Annotated in this window: 19 protein-coding genes and 3 pseudogenes; 11 read left to right on the top strand and 11 right to left on the bottom strand. The window is 68.1% G+C overall.

Translation table 11 applies throughout. The features are described 5' to 3' along the window. Positions 1–18: 18 nt before the first annotated feature. Entirely contained in the window at positions 19–1,179 is a 1,161-nt protein-coding gene (locus EER27_RS06980) for an NAD(P) transhydrogenase subunit alpha (protein ID WP_123087329.1), read from the top strand. A gap of 179 nt (positions 1,180–1,358) precedes the next feature. Here the strand turns inward: EER27_RS06980 and EER27_RS06975 are convergent, their stop codons facing one another. Genes EER27_RS06975 through EER27_RS06960 form a run of 4 tightly spaced genes read right to left on the bottom strand, consistent with a single transcriptional unit; the run spans position 1,359 to position 3,209 of the window. Beyond that, a complete protein-coding gene (locus EER27_RS06975) occupies positions 1,359–1,835 on the bottom strand; it encodes a DUF3106 domain-containing protein (RefSeq protein WP_123087328.1) in 477 nt (158 codons plus the stop codon). A gap of 5 nt (positions 1,836–1,840) precedes the next feature. Next, positions 1,841–2,254: a hypothetical protein gene (locus EER27_RS06970; RefSeq protein ID WP_223807213.1), complete on the bottom strand. Its 414-nt coding sequence runs from the start codon at positions 2,252–2,254 to the stop codon at positions 1,841–1,843. After that, positions 2,251–2,832, bottom strand: coding sequence for an RNA polymerase sigma factor (locus tag EER27_RS06965; protein WP_123087752.1), 582 nt, complete (start codon positions 2,830–2,832; stop codon positions 2,251–2,253). The genes EER27_RS06970 and EER27_RS06965 overlap by 4 nt, the downstream gene beginning before the upstream one ends. A gap of 23 nt (positions 2,833–2,855) precedes the next feature. Next, positions 2,856–3,209: a hypothetical protein gene (locus EER27_RS06960; protein WP_123087327.1), complete on the bottom strand. Its 354-nt coding sequence runs from the start codon at positions 3,207–3,209 to the stop codon at positions 2,856–2,858. 140 nt (positions 3,210–3,349) lie between these two features. Here EER27_RS06960 and EER27_RS06955 point away from each other — a divergent pair, with 140 nt between their 5' ends. Next, on the top strand, positions 3,350–3,664 hold the full coding sequence (locus EER27_RS06955; protein WP_123087750.1) for an NAD(P) transhydrogenase subunit alpha part 2: 315 nt from the start codon (positions 3,350–3,352) through the stop codon (positions 3,662–3,664). After that, positions 3,661–5,082 (top strand): NAD(P)(+) transhydrogenase (Re/Si-specific) subunit beta, encoded by a 1,422-nt coding sequence (locus EER27_RS06950; RefSeq protein ID WP_123087326.1) that lies wholly within the window; start codon positions 3,661–3,663, stop codon positions 5,080–5,082. The genes EER27_RS06955 and EER27_RS06950 overlap by 4 nt, the downstream gene beginning before the upstream one ends. 260 nt (positions 5,083–5,342) lie before the next feature. Here EER27_RS06950 and EER27_RS06945 read toward each other — a convergent pair whose 3' ends face one another. The 5 genes and pseudogenes from EER27_RS06945 to EER27_RS06920 all read right to left on the bottom strand — a co-directional run bounded on the left by EER27_RS06945 (position 5,343) and on the right by EER27_RS06920 (position 11,274). After that, positions 5,343–5,855: a hypothetical protein gene (locus EER27_RS06945; RefSeq protein ID WP_123087325.1), complete on the bottom strand. Its 513-nt coding sequence runs from the start codon at positions 5,853–5,855 to the stop codon at positions 5,343–5,345. Between the two features lie 307 nt (positions 5,856–6,162). Beyond that, on the bottom strand, positions 6,163–6,564 hold the full coding sequence (locus EER27_RS06940; RefSeq protein ID WP_123087324.1) for an SRPBCC family protein: 402 nt from the start codon (positions 6,562–6,564) through the stop codon (positions 6,163–6,165). Positions 6,565–6,588: 24 nt separating this feature from the next. Further along, complete coding sequence (locus tag EER27_RS06935; protein ID WP_148040974.1) at positions 6,589–7,077, bottom strand: hypothetical protein; 489 nt, start codon at positions 7,075–7,077, stop codon at positions 6,589–6,591. Positions 7,078–7,189: 112 nt separating this feature from the next. Then, complete coding sequence (locus EER27_RS06930; RefSeq protein ID WP_123087322.1) at positions 7,190–8,062, bottom strand: helix-turn-helix transcriptional regulator; 873 nt, start codon at positions 8,060–8,062, stop codon at positions 7,190–7,192. A gap of 209 nt (positions 8,063–8,271) precedes the next feature. Further along, positions 8,272–11,274 (bottom strand): annotated as a pseudogene (locus tag EER27_RS06920) (TonB-dependent receptor domain-containing protein). 212 nt (positions 11,275–11,486) lie between these two features. Here EER27_RS06920 and pdxR point away from each other — a divergent pair. Further along, positions 11,487–12,935, top strand: coding sequence for a MocR-like pyridoxine biosynthesis transcription factor PdxR (pdxR, locus tag EER27_RS06915; protein ID WP_123087319.1), 1,449 nt, complete (start codon positions 11,487–11,489; stop codon positions 12,933–12,935). Positions 12,936–12,953: 18 nt separating this feature from the next. Here pdxR and EER27_RS06910 read toward each other — a convergent pair whose 3' ends face one another. After that, positions 12,954–13,403: a hypothetical protein gene (locus EER27_RS06910; RefSeq protein ID WP_148040973.1), complete on the bottom strand. Its 450-nt coding sequence runs from the start codon at positions 13,401–13,403 to the stop codon at positions 12,954–12,956. A gap of 137 nt (positions 13,404–13,540) precedes the next feature. Between EER27_RS06910 and sufT the strand changes: the two genes are divergently transcribed. The 7 genes and pseudogenes from sufT (at position 13,541) to EER27_RS06885 (ending at position 22,764) form a co-directional block, all read left to right on the top strand. Next, on the top strand, positions 13,541–14,098 hold the full coding sequence (gene sufT / locus EER27_RS06905) for a putative Fe-S cluster assembly protein SufT (protein ID WP_123087317.1): 558 nt from the start codon (positions 13,541–13,543) through the stop codon (positions 14,096–14,098). A gap of 139 nt (positions 14,099–14,237) precedes the next feature. Continuing rightward, positions 14,238–14,699, top strand: a complete 462-nt coding sequence (locus EER27_RS06900) for a hypothetical protein (RefSeq protein ID WP_148040972.1) — start codon at positions 14,238–14,240, stop codon at positions 14,697–14,699. A 617-nt stretch (positions 14,700–15,316) separates the two neighbouring features. After that, a pseudogene (locus EER27_RS06895) lies at positions 15,317–17,035 on the top strand (S8 family peptidase); the annotation flags it as partial. Positions 17,036–17,089: 54 nt separating this feature from the next. Then, positions 17,090–17,392: a proprotein convertase P-domain-containing protein gene (locus tag EER27_RS17300; protein ID WP_223807243.1), complete on the top strand. Its 303-nt coding sequence runs from the start codon at positions 17,090–17,092 to the stop codon at positions 17,390–17,392. A 343-nt stretch (positions 17,393–17,735) separates the two neighbouring features. Continuing rightward, positions 17,736–19,469, top strand: a pseudogene (locus EER27_RS06890) (S8 family peptidase); the annotation flags it as partial. Next, positions 19,449–19,832, top strand: a complete 384-nt coding sequence (locus EER27_RS17295; RefSeq protein WP_223807242.1) for a proprotein convertase P-domain-containing protein — start codon at positions 19,449–19,451, stop codon at positions 19,830–19,832. The pseudogene EER27_RS06890 and the gene EER27_RS17295, both read left to right, overlap by 21 nt. A 691-nt stretch (positions 19,833–20,523) precedes the next feature. Next, positions 20,524–22,764, top strand: coding sequence for a M4 family metallopeptidase (locus tag EER27_RS06885; protein WP_123087313.1), 2,241 nt, complete (start codon positions 20,524–20,526; stop codon positions 22,762–22,764). Between the two features lie 324 nt (positions 22,765–23,088). Here EER27_RS06885 and EER27_RS06880 read toward each other — a convergent pair whose 3' ends face one another. Continuing rightward, positions 23,089–23,577: an asparaginase domain-containing protein gene (locus tag EER27_RS06880; RefSeq protein ID WP_123087312.1), complete on the bottom strand. Its 489-nt coding sequence runs from the start codon at positions 23,575–23,577 to the stop codon at positions 23,089–23,091. Between the last annotated feature and the right edge of the window lie 75 nt (positions 23,578–23,652).

Here is a 23,652-nt window from a genome sequence, read left to right as displayed (position 1 = left end):
CCGGCACGGAGCGAAGGCATGGCGGCAGACACGGCAAGTGAGGCAGCGGCAACCTCGTCAGGACAGATCGTCATCGTCGGAATCGCCGCGGAGACCGCGGACGGCGAACGCCGCGTCGCGCTGACCCCGGAAACCTGCAAGAAGCTGGTCGCCACCGGTGCGCGCGTGCGCATCGAGCGTGGTGCAGGACGCGGCGCGGCATTCACCGACGCCGCCTACACCGACGCCGGCGCTGAGATCGTCGCCGATGCCGCCGCCGCCACTGACGACGCCGACCTGGTGCTGTGCGTGCAACCGCCTGCGCCTGCACGCATCGCGGCGTTTCGTGAGGGCGCAACCCTGGTCGGCCTGTTGGCGCCGCAGGCCGATGCCGCGCGCGCCGAGGCGATCGCCGCGCGCGGATTGCAGGCCTTCCCGCTCGAACGGCTGCCACGCACCACGCGCGCGCAGGCGATGGACGTGCTCAGCTCGCAGGCCGGCATGGCCGGCTACAAGGCGGTGCTGATCGCCGCGCAGCTGGCGCCACGGTTCTTCCCGATGCTGACCACCGCTGCCGGCACGATCCGTCCGTCGAAGGTGTTGATCGTGGGCGCCGGCGTCGCCGGCCTGCAGGCGATCGCCACGGCCAAGCGCCTGGGCGCGCAGGTCGAAGGTTTCGACGTGCGCCCGGAGACCCGTGAGCAGATCGAATCGCTGGGCGGCAAGTTCCTGGACCTGGGCGTCAGCGCCGCCGGCGAGGGCGGTTACGCGCGTGCGCTGACCGACGCCGAACGCGCCGAGCAGCAGCGTCGCCTGGGCGAGCACCTGCGCAACATCGACGTGATCGTCTGCACCGCGGCGGTTCCCGGGCGGCCTGCGCCGAAGATCGTCAGCGCGGCGATGGTGGCCGGGATGAAGCCGGGCAGCGTGATCGTCGATCTGGCCGCCGAGACCGGTGGCAACTGCGAACTGACCCGGCCGGGCGAGACCGTCGACCACGACGGCGTGACCGTCGCCGGCCCGCTGAATCTGGCCAGCCTGGGCGCGGTGCACGCCAGCGAGATGTACGCCCGCAACGTCTACAACTTCGTCAGCCTGCTGCTCAAGGATGGCGGGCTGGCGTTCGACTGGAGCGACGAACTGCTGGCCAAAACCGTATGGCCGGAGCGCCCCGCGGACCCGGTGGCCGCCGTCGGTTGACGCAACGCAACGCAACGCGACTCCCGCCATCCGCACAGCCGCGGGGGCGGGTCGAGCATCGCGAATCCTCGCCGCGATGGGCGGGGGCCTGGCAACCTGTACCGATTCGCCGATTCGCCGATTCGCCGATGCGGCCCGCGACGGGCGGCGTTCTCCACGCCTGCCCGTCGGGCCACGGTTCAATTGCGCGGGTGGCGGCGACGCGGATGCCCGGAGTCCGGGGAGCGCGGCGGATTGGCTTCGACCCAGGCCTTGCGTTGTTCGGGGGTCATGGCACGCCAGCGCTGGCGCAATTCGTCGCGTTGCGCCGGCTCGAGCTCGCGCATCTTTTCGAACAGCGCGCGGAAGTAGACGCGGTTTTCCGGCGACATGTGTTCCCAGCGGCGCATGCCGCGATGGGCGCGGTGCCGCTGGTCGGGACTCATCTGCTGCCAGCGGCGCGCGCGTTCGAGCATGCGGGTGCGTTGCGCCGGCTCGGCGTTCCAGCGCTCGCGGACCGGGGCGATCAACTGATCGCGCTGGGCCTGGGTCAATTGTTCCCAGGCGGGCAGGGTGGCCGGGTCGCCGGCGAACGCCGGCGCGGCGGCGAACAGCAGGGTCAGCAGGGTCGTGCGCAGTAGCGCACGGGTCGGGGTGCGGGTCGATGGGGTGCGCATGGCATTCACTCCTGGATCGAGGGAAGGGCGTCGTCGCTGGCGGCGAGCCACAGGTAGAAGTCAGGGTTTTCGTCGAGCGCTCCGGTCGCACTGCCAAAGTCGCCGGTGCGCTCCGTTCCCGCGACGGCCGATGCCGGCGCAGTGGCGGAGGGCGAATCGACGCGTTGCAACTGCAGGCCGATGGCCAGCGCGAACACGCTGGCGCAGCCGGTGGCGAGCAGCCAGCCGAACGCGCGTCGCGCACCGCTTCGCCGTTGCGCCACCTCGCTGCGCGCCTGCCGCAGGCGGGCAAGCGTGGCTGGCGGCAGGCTGGCGAGCGCCTGCCCGTAGCGATCGCGCACGGCCCGGTCGAATTCGCGGTCGGCGTCGTCGTTGCCGGGTGCGTTCGGTGCGTTCGATGGTGATGGATCGTGTTTCATTGCCAGTCCTTCAGTTGCTTCTGCAGCGCGGCGCGAGCGCGCGACAGATGGGTCTTTACTGCGCCTTCGCCACAGCCCATCACCCGCGCGGTGGTGGCGACGTCCAGCTCTTCCAGGATCCGCAGGCTGAATGCCTCGCGCTGGCGGCGCGGCAACAGCGACAGCGCGCCGGCGAGGCGGCCGTACGCCTCGCGACCGTCGTGGCTGCGCGACGGATCCGGGCCGGCATCGGACCATTCGACGGCATCGCCGTCCTCATGCACCGGCGCCGGCAGTAGCCAGCGCAGGCGGAAGCTGCGGCGCCGCTGCAGGTCGACGATGCGGCGGCGCAGGATGCTCCAGAACAGCGGCGTCCATTCCGTCGCCGGCCGGTCGGCATACCCGAGCATGCGCAGCATCGCGTCCTGCACGGCATCGAGCGCGTCGTCGCGCTGGCGCAGACCCAGCTCGGCGAAGCGGAACGCGCGCGGTCCGATGCCGGCAAGGAACGCGTCGAGCGACGCCGGTGGACCGGGCACCTCGTCGGCCGCGTGGGTCGCGCGCGCGGTCTGCGGGTCGTCGTCGGCATCGGTGGCCATGCGTTGCAGCATAGGCCCCGGCCTCAGTGCCGGCGGTCAACGCGTCGGTCGAACCGGCGATCGAACCGCTCGCCGCGGCGCTCCCAGTGGCGCGCAACGCGGTCGGCGCGGCGGTCCAGGCGGCGCTGCGCGCGTTCGCCGCGACGTTCGACGCGGGCGGCAGCGCGGTGATGGCCGTGCGCGGCCAGCACGGCCGCGCGGCGGTCGCTACGGGCTTCGATGCGGTCGCCGCGGTGCTCCAGTCGGTGCGCGATGCGCTCGCCGTGGCGCTCCATGCGCCGTTCGACGCGGTCGCCGTAGTCGCCAGCGACGGCCGAGCCGGTGGCCATCAGCAACAGCAACCCCAGTCCCAGGACGGAATTCAGTGCGGTCTTCATGCGGCGTTCCTCGGTGATGGGTCGGCAGCGACCCTGCGAGCACCGAAAACGCCCGCCCCCGTGACCGGTTGACACACGATGCATCGCATTCATCGACGGTTATGATCGGGGGCACCAATGGACTCGGCCGGGTAACGACGATGGGTGATGGATTCGTGGCGCTGTACATCTTCATGCTGGCGGCGATCGCCGGCCACGTGATCATCTCGAGGGTGCCGGTGATCCTGCACACACCCTTGATGTCGGGTTCCAACTTCATCCACGGCATCGTGCTGATCGGCGCGATGGTGGTGCTGGGCCATGCCGACACCACGCTGGAAAAGGTGGTGGGTTTCATCGCCGTGCTGCTGGGCGCGGGCAACGCCGCGGGCGGCTACGTGGTGACCGAGCGGATGCTGGAGATGTTCAAGCCGTCGCAGAAGCCCGGCGCGGGCAAGAGCGGAGGCGCGGCATGAGTGCCGATGTCGCCGTCGACGCCGTCGGCAATGCACGCGTGCTGGCCGCCTCGGCCAGCTACTTCGTCGCCGCCACGCTGTTCCTGCTGGGCCTGCAACGCATGGCCTCACCGGTGACCGCGCGCAGCGGCATCCGCTGGGCCGGCGCGGGCATGCTGATTGCCACCGCCGCGACCTTCCTGCTGCCCGGACTGGACAACCTGGCGCTGATCGTCAGCGCGCTGGTGATCGGTACCGCGGCGGCCTGGATCTCCGGCAAGAAAGTTGCCATCACCGACATGCCGCAGATGGTCGCGCTCTACAACGGCATGGGCGGCGGCTCGGCGGCGGCGATCGGCGCGGTGGAACTGCTGCGTTTCTCGTCGCTGGGTCAGGCGCCGTCGAAGGTCGGCCTGGTATTGGCGGTGGTGGGTGCGGCGATTGGCGCGGTGTCGTTGTCGGGTTCGGTGATCGCCTGGGCCAAGTTGGACGGCCGCCTCGATCGACGCGTGGTGTTCCCGGGCCAGCAGCTGTTCAACCTGGCCGTGTTCGCGGCGATGCTGGTGGCCGGCGCGATCGCGGTGCACAGCCTGTCGATGCCCGCGATCATCGCGTTCTTCGTGCTGGCGCTGGCGCTTGGCGTGCTGATGACGCTGCCGATCGGCGGCGCCGACATGCCGGTGGTGATCTCGCTCTACAACGCCTTCACCGGCCTGGCGGTCGCGTTCGAAGGTTACGTGCTGGGCAACGAGGCGCTGATCATCGCCGGCATGATGGTTGGCGCGGCCGGCATGCTGCTGACGCGATTGATGGCCAAGGCGATGAACCGCCCGATCAGTGGCGTGCTGTTCTCCAACTTCGGCGGCGGCGGCGAGCAACAGGAGATCAGCGGCAGCCAGAAGCCGATCGAAGCCGGCGACGTGGCGGCGATGATGGCCTACGCCGAGCGCGTGGTGATCGTGCCCGGCTATGGCCTGGCAGTGGCTCAGGCACAGCACAAGGTCTGGGAGTTGACCCAGAAGCTGATGGAGCGCGGGGTCAAGGTGAAGTTCGCCATCCATCCGGTGGCCGGCCGCATGCCCGGGCACATGAACGTGCTGCTGGCCGAGGCGGGCGTGCCGTACGACCTGATCGCCGACATGGACGACATCAATCCGGAGTTCGCCAACACCGACGTGTCGCTGGTGATCGGCGCCAACGACGTCGTCAACCCGGTGGCCAAGACCGACCCGGCCAGCCCGATCTTCGGCATGCCGATCCTGGACGTGGTCAATTCCCGGAACACCATCGTGATCAAGCGCGGCAAGGGCACCGGTTTCGCGGGCATCGAGAACGCGCTGTTCTACGCCGACAACACGCGCATGCTGTTCGGCGATGGCGCGAGCATGGTCAGCGCGCTGGTCAGCGAGCTCAAGGCGCTGGACGGCGGCGGGCATTGACCGAACGCGCGATCCATCCGCAACGCCGTAGGATGGGTTGAGCGCAAGCGATACCCATCGACCGTGGTCCGGACGGTCGAGAAGGCGACGCCTCCGCGCGGTTGTCGGTAGTGCCGGTGTCGTCGCGTCCGCGACGTCCGGTCGCAACTCCGTAGGATGGGTTGAGCGCAAGCGATACCCATCGACCGCGGCCCACAAGGCCGAGGCCGAATGGTGTTCGCATGTGCTCCCGAGTTCACGATGGTGGGCCTGGGCCCACCCTACGAAGTTGTACGAGGCTGCACGCGACCGGAGGCTCGGGCGGTCACACGGGCGAACGCGCGCTGCACGCACCACGCAATCGGCAGTCCAACCAAGACCATGTGCACGACGATGCTGCAGACGATCCAGACCGGATCGGTGACGGGTTTGCCGGGCACGGCCGACAGCGGCAGCACCACGAGATTCATCACCGCATACAGCAGCAATCCGTACAGCGGTCCGTGCAGCCAGACGTGGCCTCGCAAGCGCGGCCAGGCAAGCGCCGCCATGGCATAAGCCGTCGCCATCGCCGTCGTCATGGCCAAGTGCAGGGCCAGGCCGAGCGCGGCGCTGGCGGCCCCGCCGGCGAAGGCGCCCTTTCCCATCAGGCCGGCGGCAATGCTCTGCAGGATGCGCTGTGCGGGCACGCCCTTGAGCGCCCAGAAGCCGGTTGCGTAGAACAGGTCGAGCGCGCCGGCCAGCAGGCCGGCAGTGACGGTCCACAGCAGCAGGTGGCGAGGGGTGCGGGTCATCGGGTCAGGTCCTTTTGCGGGGTGGATGGGCCCATCAACGACGACCCATCAAAGGCGATCTTTCGGGGCGATCCATCGGGGCGATCGATGGAGCACGATCCCATGGCGCGAGCATCGGGCACGCTTCGTCGGACACGTTCCATCGCGCACCATCCGCCAGATCGGATTCGCTTGCACCAGCGCGCGTGTCCACTCCCGACGGCGCCATGAGCGGTGGCGACAACCACCGCCGGGACGCGCGTCGCGCCCGGCGACGCCGTCGCTGCCCGGGCGCGGATCCGCTGGCATCCGCGCCCGGCCGTGCCGTTCATTCCGTCGAGCGACGCAGGGTGCGACGGATGGCCGCCGCACCCTGTTCAACCAGTTCGGCCACCGGCCCGGCCAATGCCTCGGGCAACACGTCGGTGATCCAGACCATGCGGGTGCCGCCGTCATCGCCAGCGAACACCTGCATCGAGGCGTTGTGATGGCTCGCCTGCCCGCCGACCCAGGCCCAGCACAGGCGACGCCGGGCATCGTCGAGACTGACGATCAACTCGCGCGCCACCAGTCCGTTGGCGAAGGTCACCACGCGTGCGTCGGGCTCGGCGACGGTGTCGACCAGCACGCCGGGAACCAGACGTCGGTGCACGGCCGTGTAGTCGCGTACCGCCGCCCAGGCATCGCTCGGGTCGATATCCAGTTGCAGTTCCCGGTGGATGCTGGCCATCACGTTGCCTCCCGTTATCGGCCGTTACGGCAGACAGATCTGCCCGACCATCGTGTCGGTGACGTTGACGCCACCGTGCTGGCGGCCGCCGAACTGGAAGTAGCCCGTCGCGCCAGCGTAGGCGCCGGTGCCGCCGGTGAACTCGGCGAAGCCGGCGAACATGCGACGCTTCGGGTCCAGCGCCTGGGTGCTGGCAATCAGCGTCTCGCGTGCGGTCAGGGTACCGCGAGCGGTGGTGATCACCGACACCGAACTGAACGAGTTGGTGCGGCCGGGTTCGGGCGTGGTCGACGGGCTTGCGGCGTAGCTGTCGAAAGTGGCGTCGATGGTGCCGCGCAGGCCGTGGTTGCCCTCGATCAGGCCGCTGGTGCAGAAGAACGTGGGACAGCCTTGCGGCGCCGGGGTATCGATCACCTTCACGTGGAACGGCTTGCAGCCGCGCGCGTCGGCGTTGCCTGCGGCAAGCAGAGCGAAGGTGGCGCAGGCGAGCAGGAGCAGGGCGGGCGTTTTCATCGACATCATCCTTGTGGTGGTTGGTGGTTGGTGCGGGTGGGTGTGGGAGCGCGGGTGTCGGGGCCGCGGGCCGGCTGTGCAGGTCAAGTCGTGCCGGTCATGTCATGCAAGGTCACGCGGCGTGGGAGGCGGTCTCCCTTGCGCCGTGGCGGGCCTGGGTGGTGGTCACGCCGAAGGAGTGCTTGAAGGAGCGGCAGAACGCGCTCTGGCTTTCAAAGCCCAGGCGTTCGGTGATTTCGTGCACTGGCAGCGCGGTGCCGCGAACGAGCTGCCAGGCGCGCTGGTTGCGCAGACGGTTGGCGAACTCGTGCGGGGTTTCGTCGAACACGTCCCGGAAGACCTGCTTCAGATAGCCCGGCGAATACCCGGTGGCATGCGCCAACTGGGCCAGATCGAGGCGCGCATCCTGGTGGCAGCGAAGCAGGTGTTGCACGTGCAGCAATCGCAACAGGGTGCGCAGGCGACGTTCCGGCGTGCGCCCGCTGCAACGCGACAGCCGCTGGCGTTGATCGTGCTGCCAGTCGAGTACCGCCGAGCACAGCGATCCGACGCGACGATCGTGGCCGTCGACGGCATCGCCGTCGGCGTCGCGAACGAGACCGACGAGCCGTCGGAGCAACGGGCGCGGCGTCGGGCCATGCATCGGCAGCAGGGCGATGTCGTCGGCACACATCGCCGCGGGCAAATGGCGCTGCCAGGCGGGCAGCGGCCCGGCGATACCGAGCCACCAGCCGTCCGAGCGCGTTTCGCATTGCAGCCAGCCGCCGCGCCAGGCCTGCATCGCGGTGCGGGTCAGGTCCCAGTGGCTGTCCTGGGCCTGCAGCCTGAAGTGGCCGGCCAGCGGAAGCCACAAGGAGAACCAACCCGCGGGCACGTCCACGCACGCGCCACGGCCGGAGACTCGCAGCAGGTGCAATCTCTCGCCGAGTGCCGATGCCAGGTCGACGTACCGGGAGCCATGCAGGTTGTGCCGTTGCAGGTCCATGTGGGTTCTGCCAAGTGGCCTTCGCTGGCCGGTGAGGCAAAACTAGCCAGCCGCCCTGCGCACCTGTAGCGCCAATCCGCGCCGGTTCGATGGAGCCAATCGCGGGAACAAAAAAAGCCCGGCCTGGGCCGGGCTTCGATGAGCGTCATTTCAACAACGTCCCTGACATCCGGCCGCCGCGGCCGGGTTGCCAGGGACGCCCTGGACGATCAGAACGTCTGCGAGTACCGCAGGTACACGAAACGCCCCGGCACGTCGTACTGCGGGTCGAACGAGTTGGCCGCGGCCTGGCGCGCGATCGGCGGATCCTTGTCGAAGACGTTGTTGGCACCAATCGTGATGCGCGCGTTCCACGGCGCGTTCCAGAACACGCTGACGTCGTGGTAGGTGGTCGCACCGATGTGGTGCTGTGCCTGCGCACGGTTGATGATCGTGTCACCGCCGCCGACGCCGTCCCAGACGCCGTTGCCGTTGGCATCGACTGCCACGGCGCGGGTGCGGTCGGTATCGCTGCACAGGTAGCCGTAGCCGTAGTCCTCGAACGCCTGGCAATCCTCTTCCTGCGACGAGTAGTAGCGCACGTTCCAGGTGGCGCCGAACTGGCCGAGCTCCCAGCGCGTGCCCAGCGTCGAACGCAGACGCCAGTTGTTGCTGCCCGACCTGCCCGCGTTGTACTGGCCGACGGTGTTGCCGCCTTCATTGCCGTTGAGCGCCTCGCCGATGCGTGGGATCTCGTAGATGTCTTCGCCGAACCGTCCGTCACCGTCGAGGTCGTGAACCTGGCGGTCGATGTAGCTGCTGTGCCAGGCGAGGCTGAAGCGGCCCAGCGACGTTTCCGGCAGGCGGTAGCCGAGGGCGAAGTCGTAACCCTCGACCTGGCTGCTGCCGAAGTTGTTGTTCGTGGCGTTCAGGGTGGAGATGTCGCCGGAACCATATCGCCTGATGCGGTCGCACAACGCCGGGCTGCCATTCAGGATGCAACCATGGAGCACCTGACTGGCGCTGTCGGTGCGGATCGTGTTTTCGAGGCGAATGCGCCACCAGTCCAGGCTCAGCTCCAGCCCATCTGCCCAGGACGGCCGGTAATCCAGGCCCAGGTTGGTGCTGGTCGAGGTTTCCGGCTGCAGGTCGGGGTTGCCGCCGACCGTTACGCGGATCTGCGGATTGCTTTGCACATAGCCGCCGACCGGCACGCCCTAGGCGATGCAGCGCTGCTGTGCCTGCACGTTGAGCCGCGGGAAGTTGGAGACGTTGCAGGGGTCGCTGATCGTCGGGAAGCTATCGGCCGCGCCCTGGAACAGTTCGTTGATCGACGGAGCGCGGAAGCCCTCCGACCAGTCGCCGCGAACGGTCAGATCGTCCATCGGCTGCCAACGGAACCCGAACTTGCCGTTGATCGTCTCGCCGAAGTTGTTGTACTTCGAGCGCCGCGTGGCGACGTCGATATCCAGGCGCTTGGCGAACGGCAGGTCGGCAAGCAACGGGATGTCCAATGCCAGCCAGGCGTCCACGCTGTGGACATGGCCGGCGGTCGACGTGCGCGGGCTGCCATTGGTGGAGCCGGAATTGACCAGCTCGTCGGGCATGGAGTAGCCGTACTCGTTGCGACGCTCGGCACCAAGTGAGAGGCGCAGCGGTCCGCCAGGCAGTTGGAACAGGTCGCCCGAGAACGCGATATGCCGGCTGTGCTGGTGGATCTGCATCTCCTCGTTCGCGGTGTAGCTGATGCCGGCGAGCATTTCCGGTGTCACGCTGCCGGCGCCGAGCAGGTTCAGCGGAACGCAGTTGGCAATGACCGCGGTCGGCGTCCCGCATCGGGCGATTCCATCGGCATCGCGGAACGACGGGCCCAATGCATCGCGCAGGGCGTTGTAGTTGATCAGACCCTCGATCGTGGTCTCGTTGCGGTTGCTGGCGTACGAATACCCGGCGCTGATCGCGAAGGCGCGATCACCGACCATGAAGTTGCTTTCCAGGGCGACGTTGAACGCCATGGTGCGCACGTTCTGGCTGTTGCGGTACCCGCTGCCTTCGCTGAAGCGACGGGTGATGTAGGACACGTCCGAACCGAACGGGTTGTAGACGCTGTCACGGCTGATGAAGACCTGGCGCGCCAAATAGCCCGCACCGGGTGCCGTGCCCAGGGCGAGCGGCAGCGCCGCGCGCAGCTGCTCCGACTGGCGCCGGTTGTAGCTGACGTCGGTGCGCAGGCGCAGCCAGTGCGTGAAATCGAACGATGCGCTGGCCAGTGCCGAGTGCCGTTCCTGCGGGCTCAGTAGATGGTTGCCTTCGGTCTGGTTGTAGTGGTCGGCGGCGTAGGAGTATCGCCGCGGCGCGCTGCCGACGCCGTCGTAGGTGAAGGTGCCGGGGGTGCCGTCAAAGCTGGTCTGCAGGCTGCAACCGAACCCCCTCGATGGGTCGTAGCCACCCGGGCACAACGCGAATCGGCCATTGGGGGGCGTCGCGCTGGAGTTGAGCAGGGGCGCGCCATACAGCGGCTCGCGGGAGATCCGGCGGTCGCCCGCAATCACCGGCTGCTCGTCCACGTATCCCAGTGCCAGCATCGCCGAGAAGCGGTCCCCGTTGTGGCCCATCAGCAGGTCGTAGGCGCGGCGTTCGCCATCGCCCTGGCTGAACGCGCCCGCGTAGGCGTTCGCCTCGAAGCCGTCGATGCCATCGCGCATCACGATGTTAATCACGCCGCCGATCGCACCAGAGCCGTACAGCGCCGCTGCACTTCCGGTCAGCACTTCGATGCGTTCGACCGCGACGCTGGGAATGCTGTTGAGGTCGGTCGCGCCATCCAGGGCGGTGCTGCCCACCCAGCGCCGGCCATTGACCAGGACCAGGGCGCGGTGGGAACCGAGGTTGCGCAGGCTGACCCGCGTCTCGCCGGAGATGGGGCCGGCGAAGGTGGTGTTGGCCGCCGAACCGTGCATCGGCAGGTTCTGGATCACGTCGCCAATCGAACTCAGACCCTGGGCGAGGATCTGCTCGCGATCGATCACCAGCAGCGTCTGGCCGGTGACACGCGTGCCGATGCTGTGGTCGGACGATTCATGTCGATCGGTGGCGACGGCTTCGCCGGCATCGGTTTCGGACTGGGCATGGGCCAGACCGGCAGGGAGCGCGGTGGTCGACAGCACGGCGGTGGCAAGCAAAGCATGGTGAACAGCGCCGCCAAGGGCAGCGCGGGGGAAATTGTCGGTCATGGGAGTCCATCGCGGGGGCCGACCGGACCTGGTCGGGCGCGGGATTATCCGCGCATCGGCTGTGCTTTGCAGTCGCGGCGCCACATCGACTGCATCGAACACGAGGTGCACGGAGGTCGGTCGCGCGTTGACGGCTCACGGTGGAAAATCCGTCGACGGCCGCCGACGCGTTGATCCGGTAGATTGCGGCGGATGAATGACGGAGCGTGGTGATGCATTTCGAGCTGGACGGGCGTGGCACCCTGAACGGGCAGCTCATTCGCGCGTTGAAGGGCGCGGTGCTGGCCGGGCGGATCGCCGCCGGCACGCGCCTGCCGGCGACGCGGATGCTGGCGCGCGATCTGGGTGTGTCGCGCAACACGGTGCTGGCGGCCTACGAACAACTACGAGCCGAGGGGTTCCTCGATGGCCGGGTGGGTTCGGGCAGCTACGTCGCGCCGCCGCTCCAGCTGGTGCGATCGGCGCCGACCGCCGTGGCCTGGCCCGCCGGCACGTCGCCCGCGCAGACGGAGTTCGCGCGTCGGGCGCGCCTGTACCATCACCACCTGCGCCAGCCGGGGCGGGCGATTCCCGGGGTGCGTTATGCGTTCCAGTACGGCGTGCCGGTGACCAATCCGGCGCTGACCAGCGCTTGGGCACGCGAGCTCTCGCACGCGGCGGCCTACACATCGCCCAGCTATCCGATGACCCAGGGTCTGCCGATGCTGCGCGAAGCGGTCTGCGACTACCTCGCGCGCCGACGCGGCGTGCTGGCGTCGCCCGATGACGTGCTGATCGTCGACGGTACCCAGCAGGCGGTTGCGCTGACCGCGCGGGTGCTGCTCGATCCTGGCGACGATGCGGTGGTCGAGGAGCCGCACTACAACGCGATCCGCGAAGTGCTGCAGATCCACGGCGCGAACGTCGGCACCGTCGCGGTCGACGACCAGGGACTGAAGTGCGATGAGTTGCCCGCCGTGGCACCGCGACTGATCTGCGTGACGCCGTCGCACCAGTTTCCCAGCGGCGCGCTGATGTCGTTGCCGCGCCGGCTGGCGTTGCTGGACTACGCGCATCGCCACGACAGCTGGATCCTGGAGGACGACTACGACGGCGAGTTCCGTTACGACGCGCAGCCGCTGGCCGCGCTGCGTTCGCTCGACGATGCCGGTCGCGTGATCTACGTCGGCAGCTTTTCCAAGGTGATGTTCCCGTCCTTGCGGCTGGGCTACCTGGTGGTACCGGCCAGCCTGCGCGACGACTACATCAACGCCAAGTGGCAGGACGACTTCGGCTCATCGGCCATCGAACAGGCGGCACTGGCGAAGTTCATCGCCGATGGCGGATTCGAGCGTCACCTGCGGCGCACCGCCAAGACCCTCAAGGAACGTCGCGCCGCACTGCTGGCCGGTTTGCGAGAGTGTGGCGAGGGGCGCATCGAGATCGCCGATTCGCGCGCAGGCATGCACCTGGTGGTGTGGCTGACCGGCAAGACCGAGGCGCAGGGCGAGGCCTTCATCCTGCGCGCGCGCAGCCTGGGCCTGGGGCTGTACCCCATTGCGCCGTACTACCTGGACCCGCCAGACCGTGCCGGCCTGTTGCTGGGCTTTGCGAGCCTGTCGGTGGCCGAGATCGGCGAAGCGGTGCGGCTGTTTGCCGCTTGTCTGCGCGAAACCGCCTGACGTTGCGCCGCGTGGTGCTCAGCGCGCGCCGAGCACGCCGGCCAGCGCCAGCGCCAGCACGATCCAGAACAGGTCGAGCACGCCGTTGGCCAGCTGCGCCAACGTCCAGGCGTGGTGCAGGCCCAGCCTCAGCACCGATTCCCATGGCATCAGGCCGATGTCGCCACCCAGGTGGGCGGCGATGATGCCCCAGTTGGCCAGCAGCACGATCGCCAGGGTCGCCAGCACGGCTGCCAGCGCGCGCGGCATGCCGCCCGGGCGGGTTCGGTCGTTGCTGCCCAGGCGCAGCATCCACACCATGTCGAGCGCGCCCAGCACGGCCAGCCAGCTGAGCTGACGGTCGCTGTAGATCGCCACCAGCACCCAGAACGCGGCAAATCCGCAGGCGCTGAGCAGCAACAACGACCAGGAGAGCCAGGGACTGGAACCGGGGTTGCGCCGAGCTGGCGCAGACGGGTTGGTGGGCACGGGGGTGTCCGGCGGGAGGCGGGCAAGCCGCACAGCATAGCGATCGCGTCGCGGTGCCGTGCGTTCGTTAGAATGCAGCCCCTTGTGCTGGCCGCGTGGCCGCCCAATCTACTGGTTATTCCCCGGGCCTCCCCAGCATGTATTCCCGCAGCAGCGAACCCGTCCGTTTCGAGCGCGATTGCGCCGCCGTCCTCGTGCCGCAAGGCGAGCAGGTCAACCTGCCCGCGGGCAGCGTCGGCTACATCACCCAGGCGCTGGGCGGCAGTTGGACGGTATTTGTCGAAGGCAACCTGTTCCGCATTGCCGGCCGCGACGCCGACGCGATCGGCAAGGAGCCACCGGAGCCCCTCGAACTGGCGCCAGGTGCCGACGACGAGGCCGTCGAGCAGCTCGTCTGGCGGCAGTTGCGCACCTGCTTCGATCCGGAAATCCCCATCAACGTGGTCGATCTGGGCCTGGTTTACGAGGCCACCGTCAGCGCGCACGAGGAAAAGCCGGGCGAACGCGTGGTGGCCATCCGCATGACCCTCACGGCGCCGGCCTGCGGCATGGGCGACATCCTGGTGGCGGACGTGCGCGACAAGATCGAGATGATCCCGACCGTGGTCGAGGCCGATGTCGAGCTGGTGTTCGACCCGCCGTGGAACCGGAACATGATGTCCGAGGTCGCGCGCCTGGAGACGGGGATGTTCTGACATCGCGCGTCGGCCGCCCGCCGCGGCGCCTGTCGTCGTCGGGCATGCCGCCGCCCACGGGGTCGATCGCGTTCAGGCGTTCCGCGCTAGCCTGCGTCCAGGGCCCGCCAACCACGGCGGTGCGAGGCAGGAGTGGGACATGCATCGATTGGCAAGCGCGTGGAGAGTGGCGATGGGCGGACTGCTTGGGCTCGGACTGGTGGCCTGTGCGGCCGCGGGCGGCGTGTCGGGCGGCGTTGACGCCCCGGATGGCGACAGTGGCAGCGGCGGCTCCGGCGAAAGCACGGCCATCGTCGGAACGCTCAATGGCGACGGCCCGTTCCAGCAGTTCATCGTGAAATACCGCGGCGCCAGCGCCCCCGGGCGCGACAGTGCCCAGGTGCCGGCACGATTGGCCGCCACCGCGCCGTCGCAGGGCCTGGCATGGCAACGCCGCCTGGGCGTCGAGGCCGACGTGTTCAGGACCGCCCGGCCCCTCGATCGCGCACAGGCGCAGGCGCTGATGCAACGGTTTGCCGCCGATCCCGACGTCGAGTACATCGAGGCCGACGGCGTGGTCACCCACCAGCCAGTGCTGGGCTCGGGGCAGCCGCTGCGCTGAAATCTCTGCGCTGACACCTCTTCGTTGAAGCCGCTTCCCGGCTTGAGATGCCCAGACCCCGGCCCCGGCCGGGGTTTTTTCGTTGCCGCGACCGGTCGGGTGGGGGAAGGCGGCTGCGCCCGCGTTCCGGATGCTGGTCCGCGCGTTGCGACGGCAATCGCCAGCGGCCCCGATCGCGGTCGCGGCGGCGTTGCGATGGTCAGGAGTGGTAGTCGCGACGCCGCCGTGCCGTGGGTCGGGCAGCGGTATCGGCAGGCGTGGGGTCGGGCGGCCGCTGGCCCCGGATCGACCGGATTGTGTGCCGTTGGTCCGGGTTTGCCCGGTTGCGACGGGGGGGGATGCCTGCGGCTGCGTTCCAACTAGTGGCCTTTGCGGAAACGGACGCGGCCTGCGGTCGGAATCGGGTATGGGGGTGCATGTCGTGGCGTGACGGCAGGAGTGGCCGTTGCGGCATCGCGTCCCGGTACCGCCGATTGCATCGGGTCCACGAGCAATCGCCCTGTCCAGCCGGGAGTGATCGGCCGCGATGGGGACGCGGATGCGGCGCGCAAGCATCGCGTCCGGGCCGGAACGACGGCGCTTGGCGCGCCTTGCCGACTTACCCCAAGGACACCCCCATGCAAGAAGCAAGTCCGTACCGCATCCGCAAGCAGGCTCTCGCAGCCGCGACCGCGCTGGCCCTGTCGGCCGGCCTGTTTGCCACCCCGGCGTTCGCCGCCGGTCGCGTGAATCTCAGCGGCATCGAGGCCAGCCACGGCCATGATCGCTTCATCGTGAAGTACCGCAGCGGCAACGCCAGCCTCGCCAACGTGCGCGCGTCGCTCGGTCGCGTCGCCGCGACCCGCTTCGGTGGCAACGCCGTGTCGCTCGGCCACACCCGCCGCCTGGCGATCGGTGCCGACCTGGTGACCACCTCCCGCAGGCTCGATCGGGTGCAGGCCGAAGCGCTGATGCGCCAGATCGCCGCCGATCCGAACGTCGAGTACGTCGAGATCGACCGGAAGCTTCGGGCCACCATGACCCCGAACGACCCGTTCTACGCGAGCAACCAGTGGCATTACTTCGACGCCGTGGGCGGCATCAAGGCCGACAAGGCCTGGGACGCTACCAAGGGTGCGGGCGTGGTAGTGGCCGTGATCGACACCGGCATCACGTCGCACACCGATCTCAACGCCAATGTGCTGCCGGGTTACGACTTCATCAGTGACGCGGAAACCGCGCGCGATGGCAACGCCCGCGACAACAATCCCGCCGACGAAGGCGACTGGTACGCCGCCAACGAGTGCGCCGACGACGATCCGGCGTCGGACTCGAGCTGGCACGGCAGCCATGTCGCCGGCACCGTCGCCGCGGTCACCAACAACGCCAAGGGCGTTGCCGGCGTGGCCCACCAGGCCAAGGTCGTTCCGGTGCGCGTGCTCGGCAAGTGCGGTGGTTACACCTCCGACATCGTCGACGGCATCATCTGGGCATCCGGCGGCACCGTCTCCGGCGTGCCGGCCAATGCCAACCCCGCCGAAGTCATCAACATGAGCCTGGGCGGCGAAGGCAGCTGCAGCCTGGCCACCCAGAATGCGATCAATGGCGCGGTTGCTCGTGGCACCACCGTGGTGGTCGCCGCCGGCAATGACAACGCCGATGTCGTCGGCTTCAACCCCGGCAACTGCAGCAACGTCGTGTCGGTGGCCTCGACCACCCGCACCGGCGCGCGCTCGAGCTTCTCCAACTACGGCGCCAAGGTGGACGTGGCGGCCCCGGGCAGCGAGATCGCCTCGACGGTGAACCAGGGCACCACCGTTCCCGCCGCCGAGGGCTACGCCCTGATGTCGGGTACCTCGATGGCATCGCCGCACGTGGCCGGCGTGGTCGCGCTGATGCAGGCCGCGGCGGGTTCGACGCCCAAGACGCCGGCGCAGATCGAAGCGATGCTCAAGAGCACCGCGCGCGCCTTCCCGGCAACGCCGTCGCAGGTCATCGGTGCGGGCATCGTCAACGCCGAGGCCGCCGTGGCGGCGGCGAAGGTCGCGCCGATCGGAACCCCGATCACCAAGGGCGTGCCGTTTGCCGTGGCCAGGGGCTCCAGCGGCGCGTTGACGCTTCGCATGGACGTTCCGGTGGGCGCGACGAACCTGGTGTTCACCACCACCGGCGCCAACGGCAATGCCGACCTCTACGTTCGCCGCGGCGGCGTTCCGGACACGGTCCGGTTCGACTGCAAGTCGGCGCAGGCCGGCAGCGTGGAGCGCTGCACGATCGCCGCGCCCGCGGCGGGCACGTACTACGTGCGGGTCTACGCGACGTCGGCGTACACCAACCTCAGCGTGCTGGGCGACTACGCCACCCCGGTGGTTGTGACCTACAGCAGCTCCACCGCGTTCCCGGTCCCGGACATGGGCCAGGTGGATAGCCCGATCGTGGTGAGCGGCCGCACCGGCAACGTAACGGCCAGCGCGGTGGTGACGCTCAACGTCACCCACACCTACCGCGGCGATCTGAAGATCGACCTGGTGGCGCCGGACGGTTCGCTGTACCCGATCAAGTCCAGCAGCGACAGCGACAGCGCAGACAACGTCATCGGCAGCACCAAGCTGAACCTGACTTCCGAGGCGCTCAACGGCACCTGGAAGCTGCGGGTAGCGGACGGTGCGGCGGGCGACACGGGCAAGCTGAATAGCTGGAGTATCAAGTTCTGATGTGGTAGGCACTGCTGCGTTTTGCCCCAATCCCGGCTTCGGCCGGGATTGGTCGTGCCTGCGATTTATGAACGTAAGTCCGCGTGATTTCACGGTTTTTTTGGGAATGACGTTGCAATTCCGTACGATCGAGTATGGAGAACTGGGAGTGCGCTCACAGACTTTGCCGAATTTGCTGCGGTTGCAGCTTGATTCAGGTTGAAAGGTCGAATAGCGTCATGGGACTGACGCAATACGTCAGTTCCCCGTGCTTCCCGATCCGCGTGCCGCATTCGGTGCCACCCGGAGCGAAGAGGTGCGGTTCCGCCGCAAATTGCGGCTTCCAGTTCGAGGTTTCGCATCGATGTCCCAGATCCTGTCGCGTCGCGTTCGTGTGCACGCTCTTGCTGCTGCCACGGCGCTTGTCCTGTCCTCGTCTTTCGTTGCCGCTCCGGCCTTCGCCGCCGGTCGCGTGAATCTCGCCGGCCTGCAGTCGCAGCCGACCCACGACCGCTTCATCGTCAAGTACCGTGACGGCAGCGCGCAGCGCGCCAGCGCCACGGCACTCCAGACCTCGCTCAAGTCCGCGGCGACCGTCGCCGGCGGTGGCCGCGCCGTCGCACTGCGCGCCTCGCACCGCATCGGCACCGGCGCGGATGTGGTCCGCTCGGATCGCAAGCTCGATCGCGTCCAGGCGGCCGCACTGATGCGCCAGATCGCCGCCGACCCGAACGTCGAGTACGTCGAGGTCGACAAGCTCAACAAGCCGTTCCTCACCCCCAACGACACCAACTTCAGCCAGCAGTTCGGCTTCGGCACCGGCGCGGGCGGCACCTACGCGACGCAGGCCTGGGACGTGACCAGCGGTTCGGGCACCGTCGTGGCCGTGCTGGACACGGGCATCACCAACCACAGCGACCTCAACGCCAACGTCCTGCCGGGCTACGACTTCATCGTCGACACGTTCGTCTCGCGCGACGGCAACGGCCGCGACGCCGACGCCAGCGATCCGGGTGACTGGTACGCCGCCAACGAGTGCGGTGGCACCCACCCGGCGTCCAACTCGAGCTGGCACGGTACCCACGTCGCCGGCACCGTTGCCGCGGTGACCAACAACGCCAAGGGCGTCGCGGGCATGGCGTACAGCGCCAAGGTCCTGCCGGTGCGCGTGCTCGGCAAGTGCGGCGGCTACGACTCCGACATCGCCGACGCGATCATCTGGGCGTCGGGCGGCACCGTCAGCGGCGTGCCGGCCAACCCGACCCCGGCCGAGGTGATCAACCTCAGCCTCGGTGGCGAAGGCGCCTGCGGCACCACCACCCAGAGCGCCATCAACAGCGCCGTGTCGCGTGGCACCACGCTGGCGATCGCCGCGGGCAACGACAACGCCAACGTCTCGGGCTTCTCGCCGGGCAACTGCGCCAACGTGATCTCGATCGCGTCGGTCACCAACACCGGTGCGCGTTCGAGCTTCTCCAACTACGGCGCGATGATCGATATCGCCGCACCGGGCTCGAGCATCATGTCGACGCTCAATGCAGGCACCACCGTGCCGGCCGCCGAGTCGTACGCTTCCTACAGCGGCACCTCGATGGCGACCCCGCACGTGGCCGGCATCATCGCGCTGATGCAGTCCGTCGCGACCACGCCCAAGACCCCCGCCGAGATCGAATCGATCATCAAGACCACGGCGCGCGCGTTCCCGGCAACCCCGTCGCAGGTCATCGGCGCGGGCATCATCCAGGCCAAGGCCGCGGTTGATGCCGTCAACGGCACCCCGCCGCCGCCGACCGGTGGCGTGTTGGCCAACGGCGTTCCCGCGACCGGCCTGTCGGCTGCGACCGGCGGCTTCGTGAAGTACACGATGGTGGTGCCGGCTGGCGCGACCAACCTGACCTTCACCACCTCCGGTGGCACCGGTGACACGGACATGTACGTCAAGCTCGGCAGCGCGCCGACCGACACCGTGTACGACTGCCGTCCGTACAAGTCCGGCAACGCCGAGACCTGCACGTTCGCCGCTCCGGCCGCGGGCACGTACTACATCAACCTGAAGGCCTATGCGGCGTTCTCGGGCGTGAGCCTGGTCGGCAGCTACACCACCGGTGGCGGTGGCGGCTCGCAGACCTACAGCAACGCAGCGGACTTCACGATCGCCGACAACGCGACCGTCGACAGCCCGATCGCCGTGTCCGGCCGCACCGGCAACGCCCCGAGCAACGCCTCGGTGACCGTGGCCATTGCGCACACCTACCAGGGTGACCTCAAGGTCGACCTGGTGGCTCCGGATGGTTCGCTCTACAACATCCACAACCGCACCGGCGGCAGCGCTGACAACATCAACAAGACCGTCACGCTGAACCTGTCGACCGAAGCGCTCAACGGCACGTGGAAGCTGCGTGTCAACGACAACGCTTCCGGCGACACCGGCAAGATCGACAGCTGGTCGGTTACGTTCTAAGCACGTTCCAAACGCCGTACCGCCCCCGGCAGTTGCCGGGGGCGTTCTGCTTGATCGACACGCCGCACGATCGACGCAGGGCCGATCCGTCCCCCGGGACATGACCGGACTTCGTTGCAGTGCGAACGGCCAGGTCGCCCCCGCGGCCCAGCCCGTAAACGAGCGAGTACAGACACCATGCTGCCGCGCTTCGCCAACTCCGTTGTCCGCCTGGCCCATCGCACCGTCGCGCTGACGGCCCTGCGCATGCCATCGCCCGGCACGCGGCCGGCCCCCCTGCGCATTGCGCTCGGCACGCACGCCGTCGCACCCGCCAGCCGTAAACCCACACCGACCTGGAACCGACGCGCAGGCGCCTGCCGGAATCACCGGCTGCGACAGCGGGGGTGTCGAATGTCGACCTGATCAACGTGACCGGTCCGGTGGGGGAGATGTCCCATCCACCGACCGGTAGCAGCAAGGCCCTCGTTGGCGCCTGGACAGGCAGCGACGATCGGCCGCAAGAGCTACGCGTCATTGAACGTGCACGCAGGACACCGGCTGCAGGGGCGGCCGAGTGGTGCAACTCAGCGACGTAGTGGAAGGATCGGCAAGGACGCCGTCGACGGCAACCGCGCCGGTTCGTGCAGGGGAAAACGAGATCGCCATCCTGGCGATCACTCATCCAACCATTCAAAGGATTTTGATAGGTATGCACTCCAATAACCGCACCCGTTACCTGATTGCACTCACTCCGCTCTCGCTGGCGCTGGCCATGGCCTCCGCGAATGCGGCACAGCGCGTCGACCTGCAGAAGCAGGACGTCGCCCGGATCAACACCCAGTACCGCGCGGCAAGCGCGGCGGTGGGCCGGCCGGCGCTCGCCGTCGACCGCCACGCCGAGGCCATCTCGCTGGAAGGCGAGTCGCGCCTGCAGGTTGTGCGCGCCGTCACCGACCGCGCCGGCAACCGCACCTACCGTTACCAGCAGACCTTCCGCGGCATTCCGGTGTTCGGTGAAAACGTCATCGTCCGCGAAGATGCCAAGGGCAACCTGCGCAACCTGTTCGGTCGCTCCATCAGCGGCCTTGCCGCCGAACTGCCGGCCACCGCGCCGCGCATCCAGAAGGCACAGGCCCTGGTCCTGGGCAAGCGCGCCGCGCTCGGCTCGCGCATCGGTTCGATGCGCACCGAGAACGAGCTCAGCCGCCAGGTCGTCTACATCGACGACGCCGACCGCGCGCACATGGCCTACCTGGTGTCGTTCTTCGCCGACACCCCGAACGGCGGGGCCCCGACCCGTCCGCACATGCTGATCGATGCCAATAACGGTCGCGTGCTCAAGCGCTGGGACGCGCTGGCGCATGCCAACGGTACCGGCCCCGGCGGCAACACCAAGACCGGCCAGTACGAGTACGGCACCAACTTCGGCTACCTGGACGTGGCGCAGAGCGGCACCACCTGCACCATGAGCAACACCAACGTGAAGACGGTGAACCTCAACCACGGCACCAGCGGCTCCACGGCGTTCTCGTACACCTGCCCGCGCAACACGGTGAAGACCATCAACGGCGCCTTCTCGCCGCTCAACGACGCCCACTACTTCGGTGGTGTGGTGTTCAACATGTACAACAGCTACGTCGGCACCGCGCCGCTGTCGTTCCAGCTGCAGATGCGCGTGCACTACAGCAACAGCTACCAGAACGCGTTCTGGGACGGCACCGCAATGACGTTCGGCGACGGCGGCAGCACGTTCTACCCGCTGGTCAGCCTGGACGTGTCGGCGCATGAGGTCTCGCACGGCTTCACCGAGCAGAACTCCAACCTGACCTACTCGGGCCAGTCGGGCGGCATCAACGAGGCGTTCTCGGACATGGCCGGTGAGGCCGCCGAGTACTTCATGAACGGCACGAACGACTTCCTGGTCGGCGCGCAGATCTTCAAGGCCACCGGTGCACTGCGTTACATGGCCAACCCGCCGCAGGACGGCAGCTCGATCGGCCACGCCAGCGACTACACCAGCGGCATGGACGTGCACCACTCGTCGGGCGTCTACAACAAGGCGTTCTACCTGCTGGCCACGAAGACCGGCTGGAACACGCAGAAGGCGTTCCAGGTGTTCGCCAAGGCCAACCAGGACTACTGGACGGCCAGCTCCACGTTCAACCAGGGCGCCTGCGGCGTCGAAACCGCGGCCACCGACCTTGGCTTCACCAAGGCCGACGTGACCGCGGCGTTCACCTCGGTCGGCGTGAGCTGCTCCGGCGGTGGCGGTGGCGACAGCCCGGGCGGTCCGCTGACCAAGGGCGTTGCAGTCACCGACCAGCACGCCGCGCAGGGCAACTCGGTCAACTACACCCTGGTTGTTCCGGCCGGTTCCACCAACCTGACGTTCACCACGTCGGGCGGCACCGGTGATGCGGACATGTACGTGAAGTTCGGCAGCGCGCCGACCGACACGGTCTACGACTGCCGTCCGTACACCGGCGGCAACGCCGAGACCTGCACGTTCGCCGCACCGCAGGCTGGCACGTACTACGTGCGTCTGAAGGGCTACTCGGCGTTCAGCGGTCTGACGCTGGTTGGCAACTACACCACCGGCGGTGGCGGTGGCCAGACCTACAGCAACACGAGCGACTACGCGATCGGCGACAACACCACGGTGGACAGCCCGATCACCGTGTCCGGCCGCACCGGCAACGCACCGAGCAACGCCTCGGTCACCGTTGCCATCGTGCATACCTACCAGGGTGACCTGAAGGTCGACCTGGTGGCTCCGGACGGTTCGCTCTACAACATCCACAACCGCACTGGCGGCAGCGCTGACAACATCAACAAGACCGTCACGTTGAACCTGTCGAGCGAAGCGCTCAACGGTACGTGGAAGCTGCGCGTCAACGACAACGCCGGTGGCGACATCGGCAAGATCGACAGCTGGTCGGTCACGTTCTGATCCAACAAGTCAGTTGTTGCACCATTGGCCCCGGCTTCGGCCGGGGCTTTTTTATGGTGCGTCGTCCAACCGGGGCAGAGGCGCGCGCCGACCCGGCGAATGCGCCGATATCGAGCGAATGGCTGTCGAGACGAAGGATCGGCGCCAGGACTCGTAGGGCGCATTAGCCGAAGGCGTAATGCGCCGGATGGGACGCGCGACGGAGATCCACCTCGACATCAACGAATCCGGCGCAATGCCCTTCGGTTATTGCGCCCTGCAGGATCTGCCCGCGCACCAACTCGTAGGGCGCATTAGCCGAAGGCGTAATGCGCCGTATGGAACTCAGGCCAGAGGCTCGAAGCGGTTGGCTTCGACGTTCTTGCGGACCTTGGCCGGATCCCAGATGCGGCCGTTCATGGCGATGTAGACGCCCGGCGGCAGCGATTGCACGGCGCCAACGGCGGTGCCGATGTTGAATTCGGCATCCGAACCACGAAAGCGTGCCGGGTTCAGCGCGCCGGTCAGCACGATGGTCTTGTCGGTCAGCGAGGCCAGCACCTTGGCGGTCTCGACCATCGAGTCGGTGCCGTGGGTGACCAGCACGTGGCGGGCGTCCTGCGCGGCGATCGTCGCGCGAAGGAGCTCGCGATCCTCGGCGGTGATGTGCAGCGAATCCTTGCGGATGATCGGGATCACGCTGTAGCGGAACGCGACACCGAGTTCTTCGAGGATGCGGCCGATCTGCGGATCGCCGACCTGGAAATCGGACTTGTCGTCGAAGTAGATCTTGTCGATCGTGCCGCCGGTGGTGACGATGCAGAGCTGGTCCATCGAGGCTGGTCGGTCGTGTCGGGAGGCCGGGATTATAGGCGCGATGGCCGCGGCGGCGTCGGCCGTTCTTGCCGC

This window comes from Montanilutibacter psychrotolerans, from assembly GCF_003719825.1.
GTDB lineage: Bacteria > Pseudomonadota > Gammaproteobacteria > Xanthomonadales > Xanthomonadaceae > Montanilutibacter > Montanilutibacter psychrotolerans.
The sequence above is the reverse complement of the archived record's forward strand: the minus strand, read 5'-3'. Positions and strand labels throughout refer to the sequence as shown.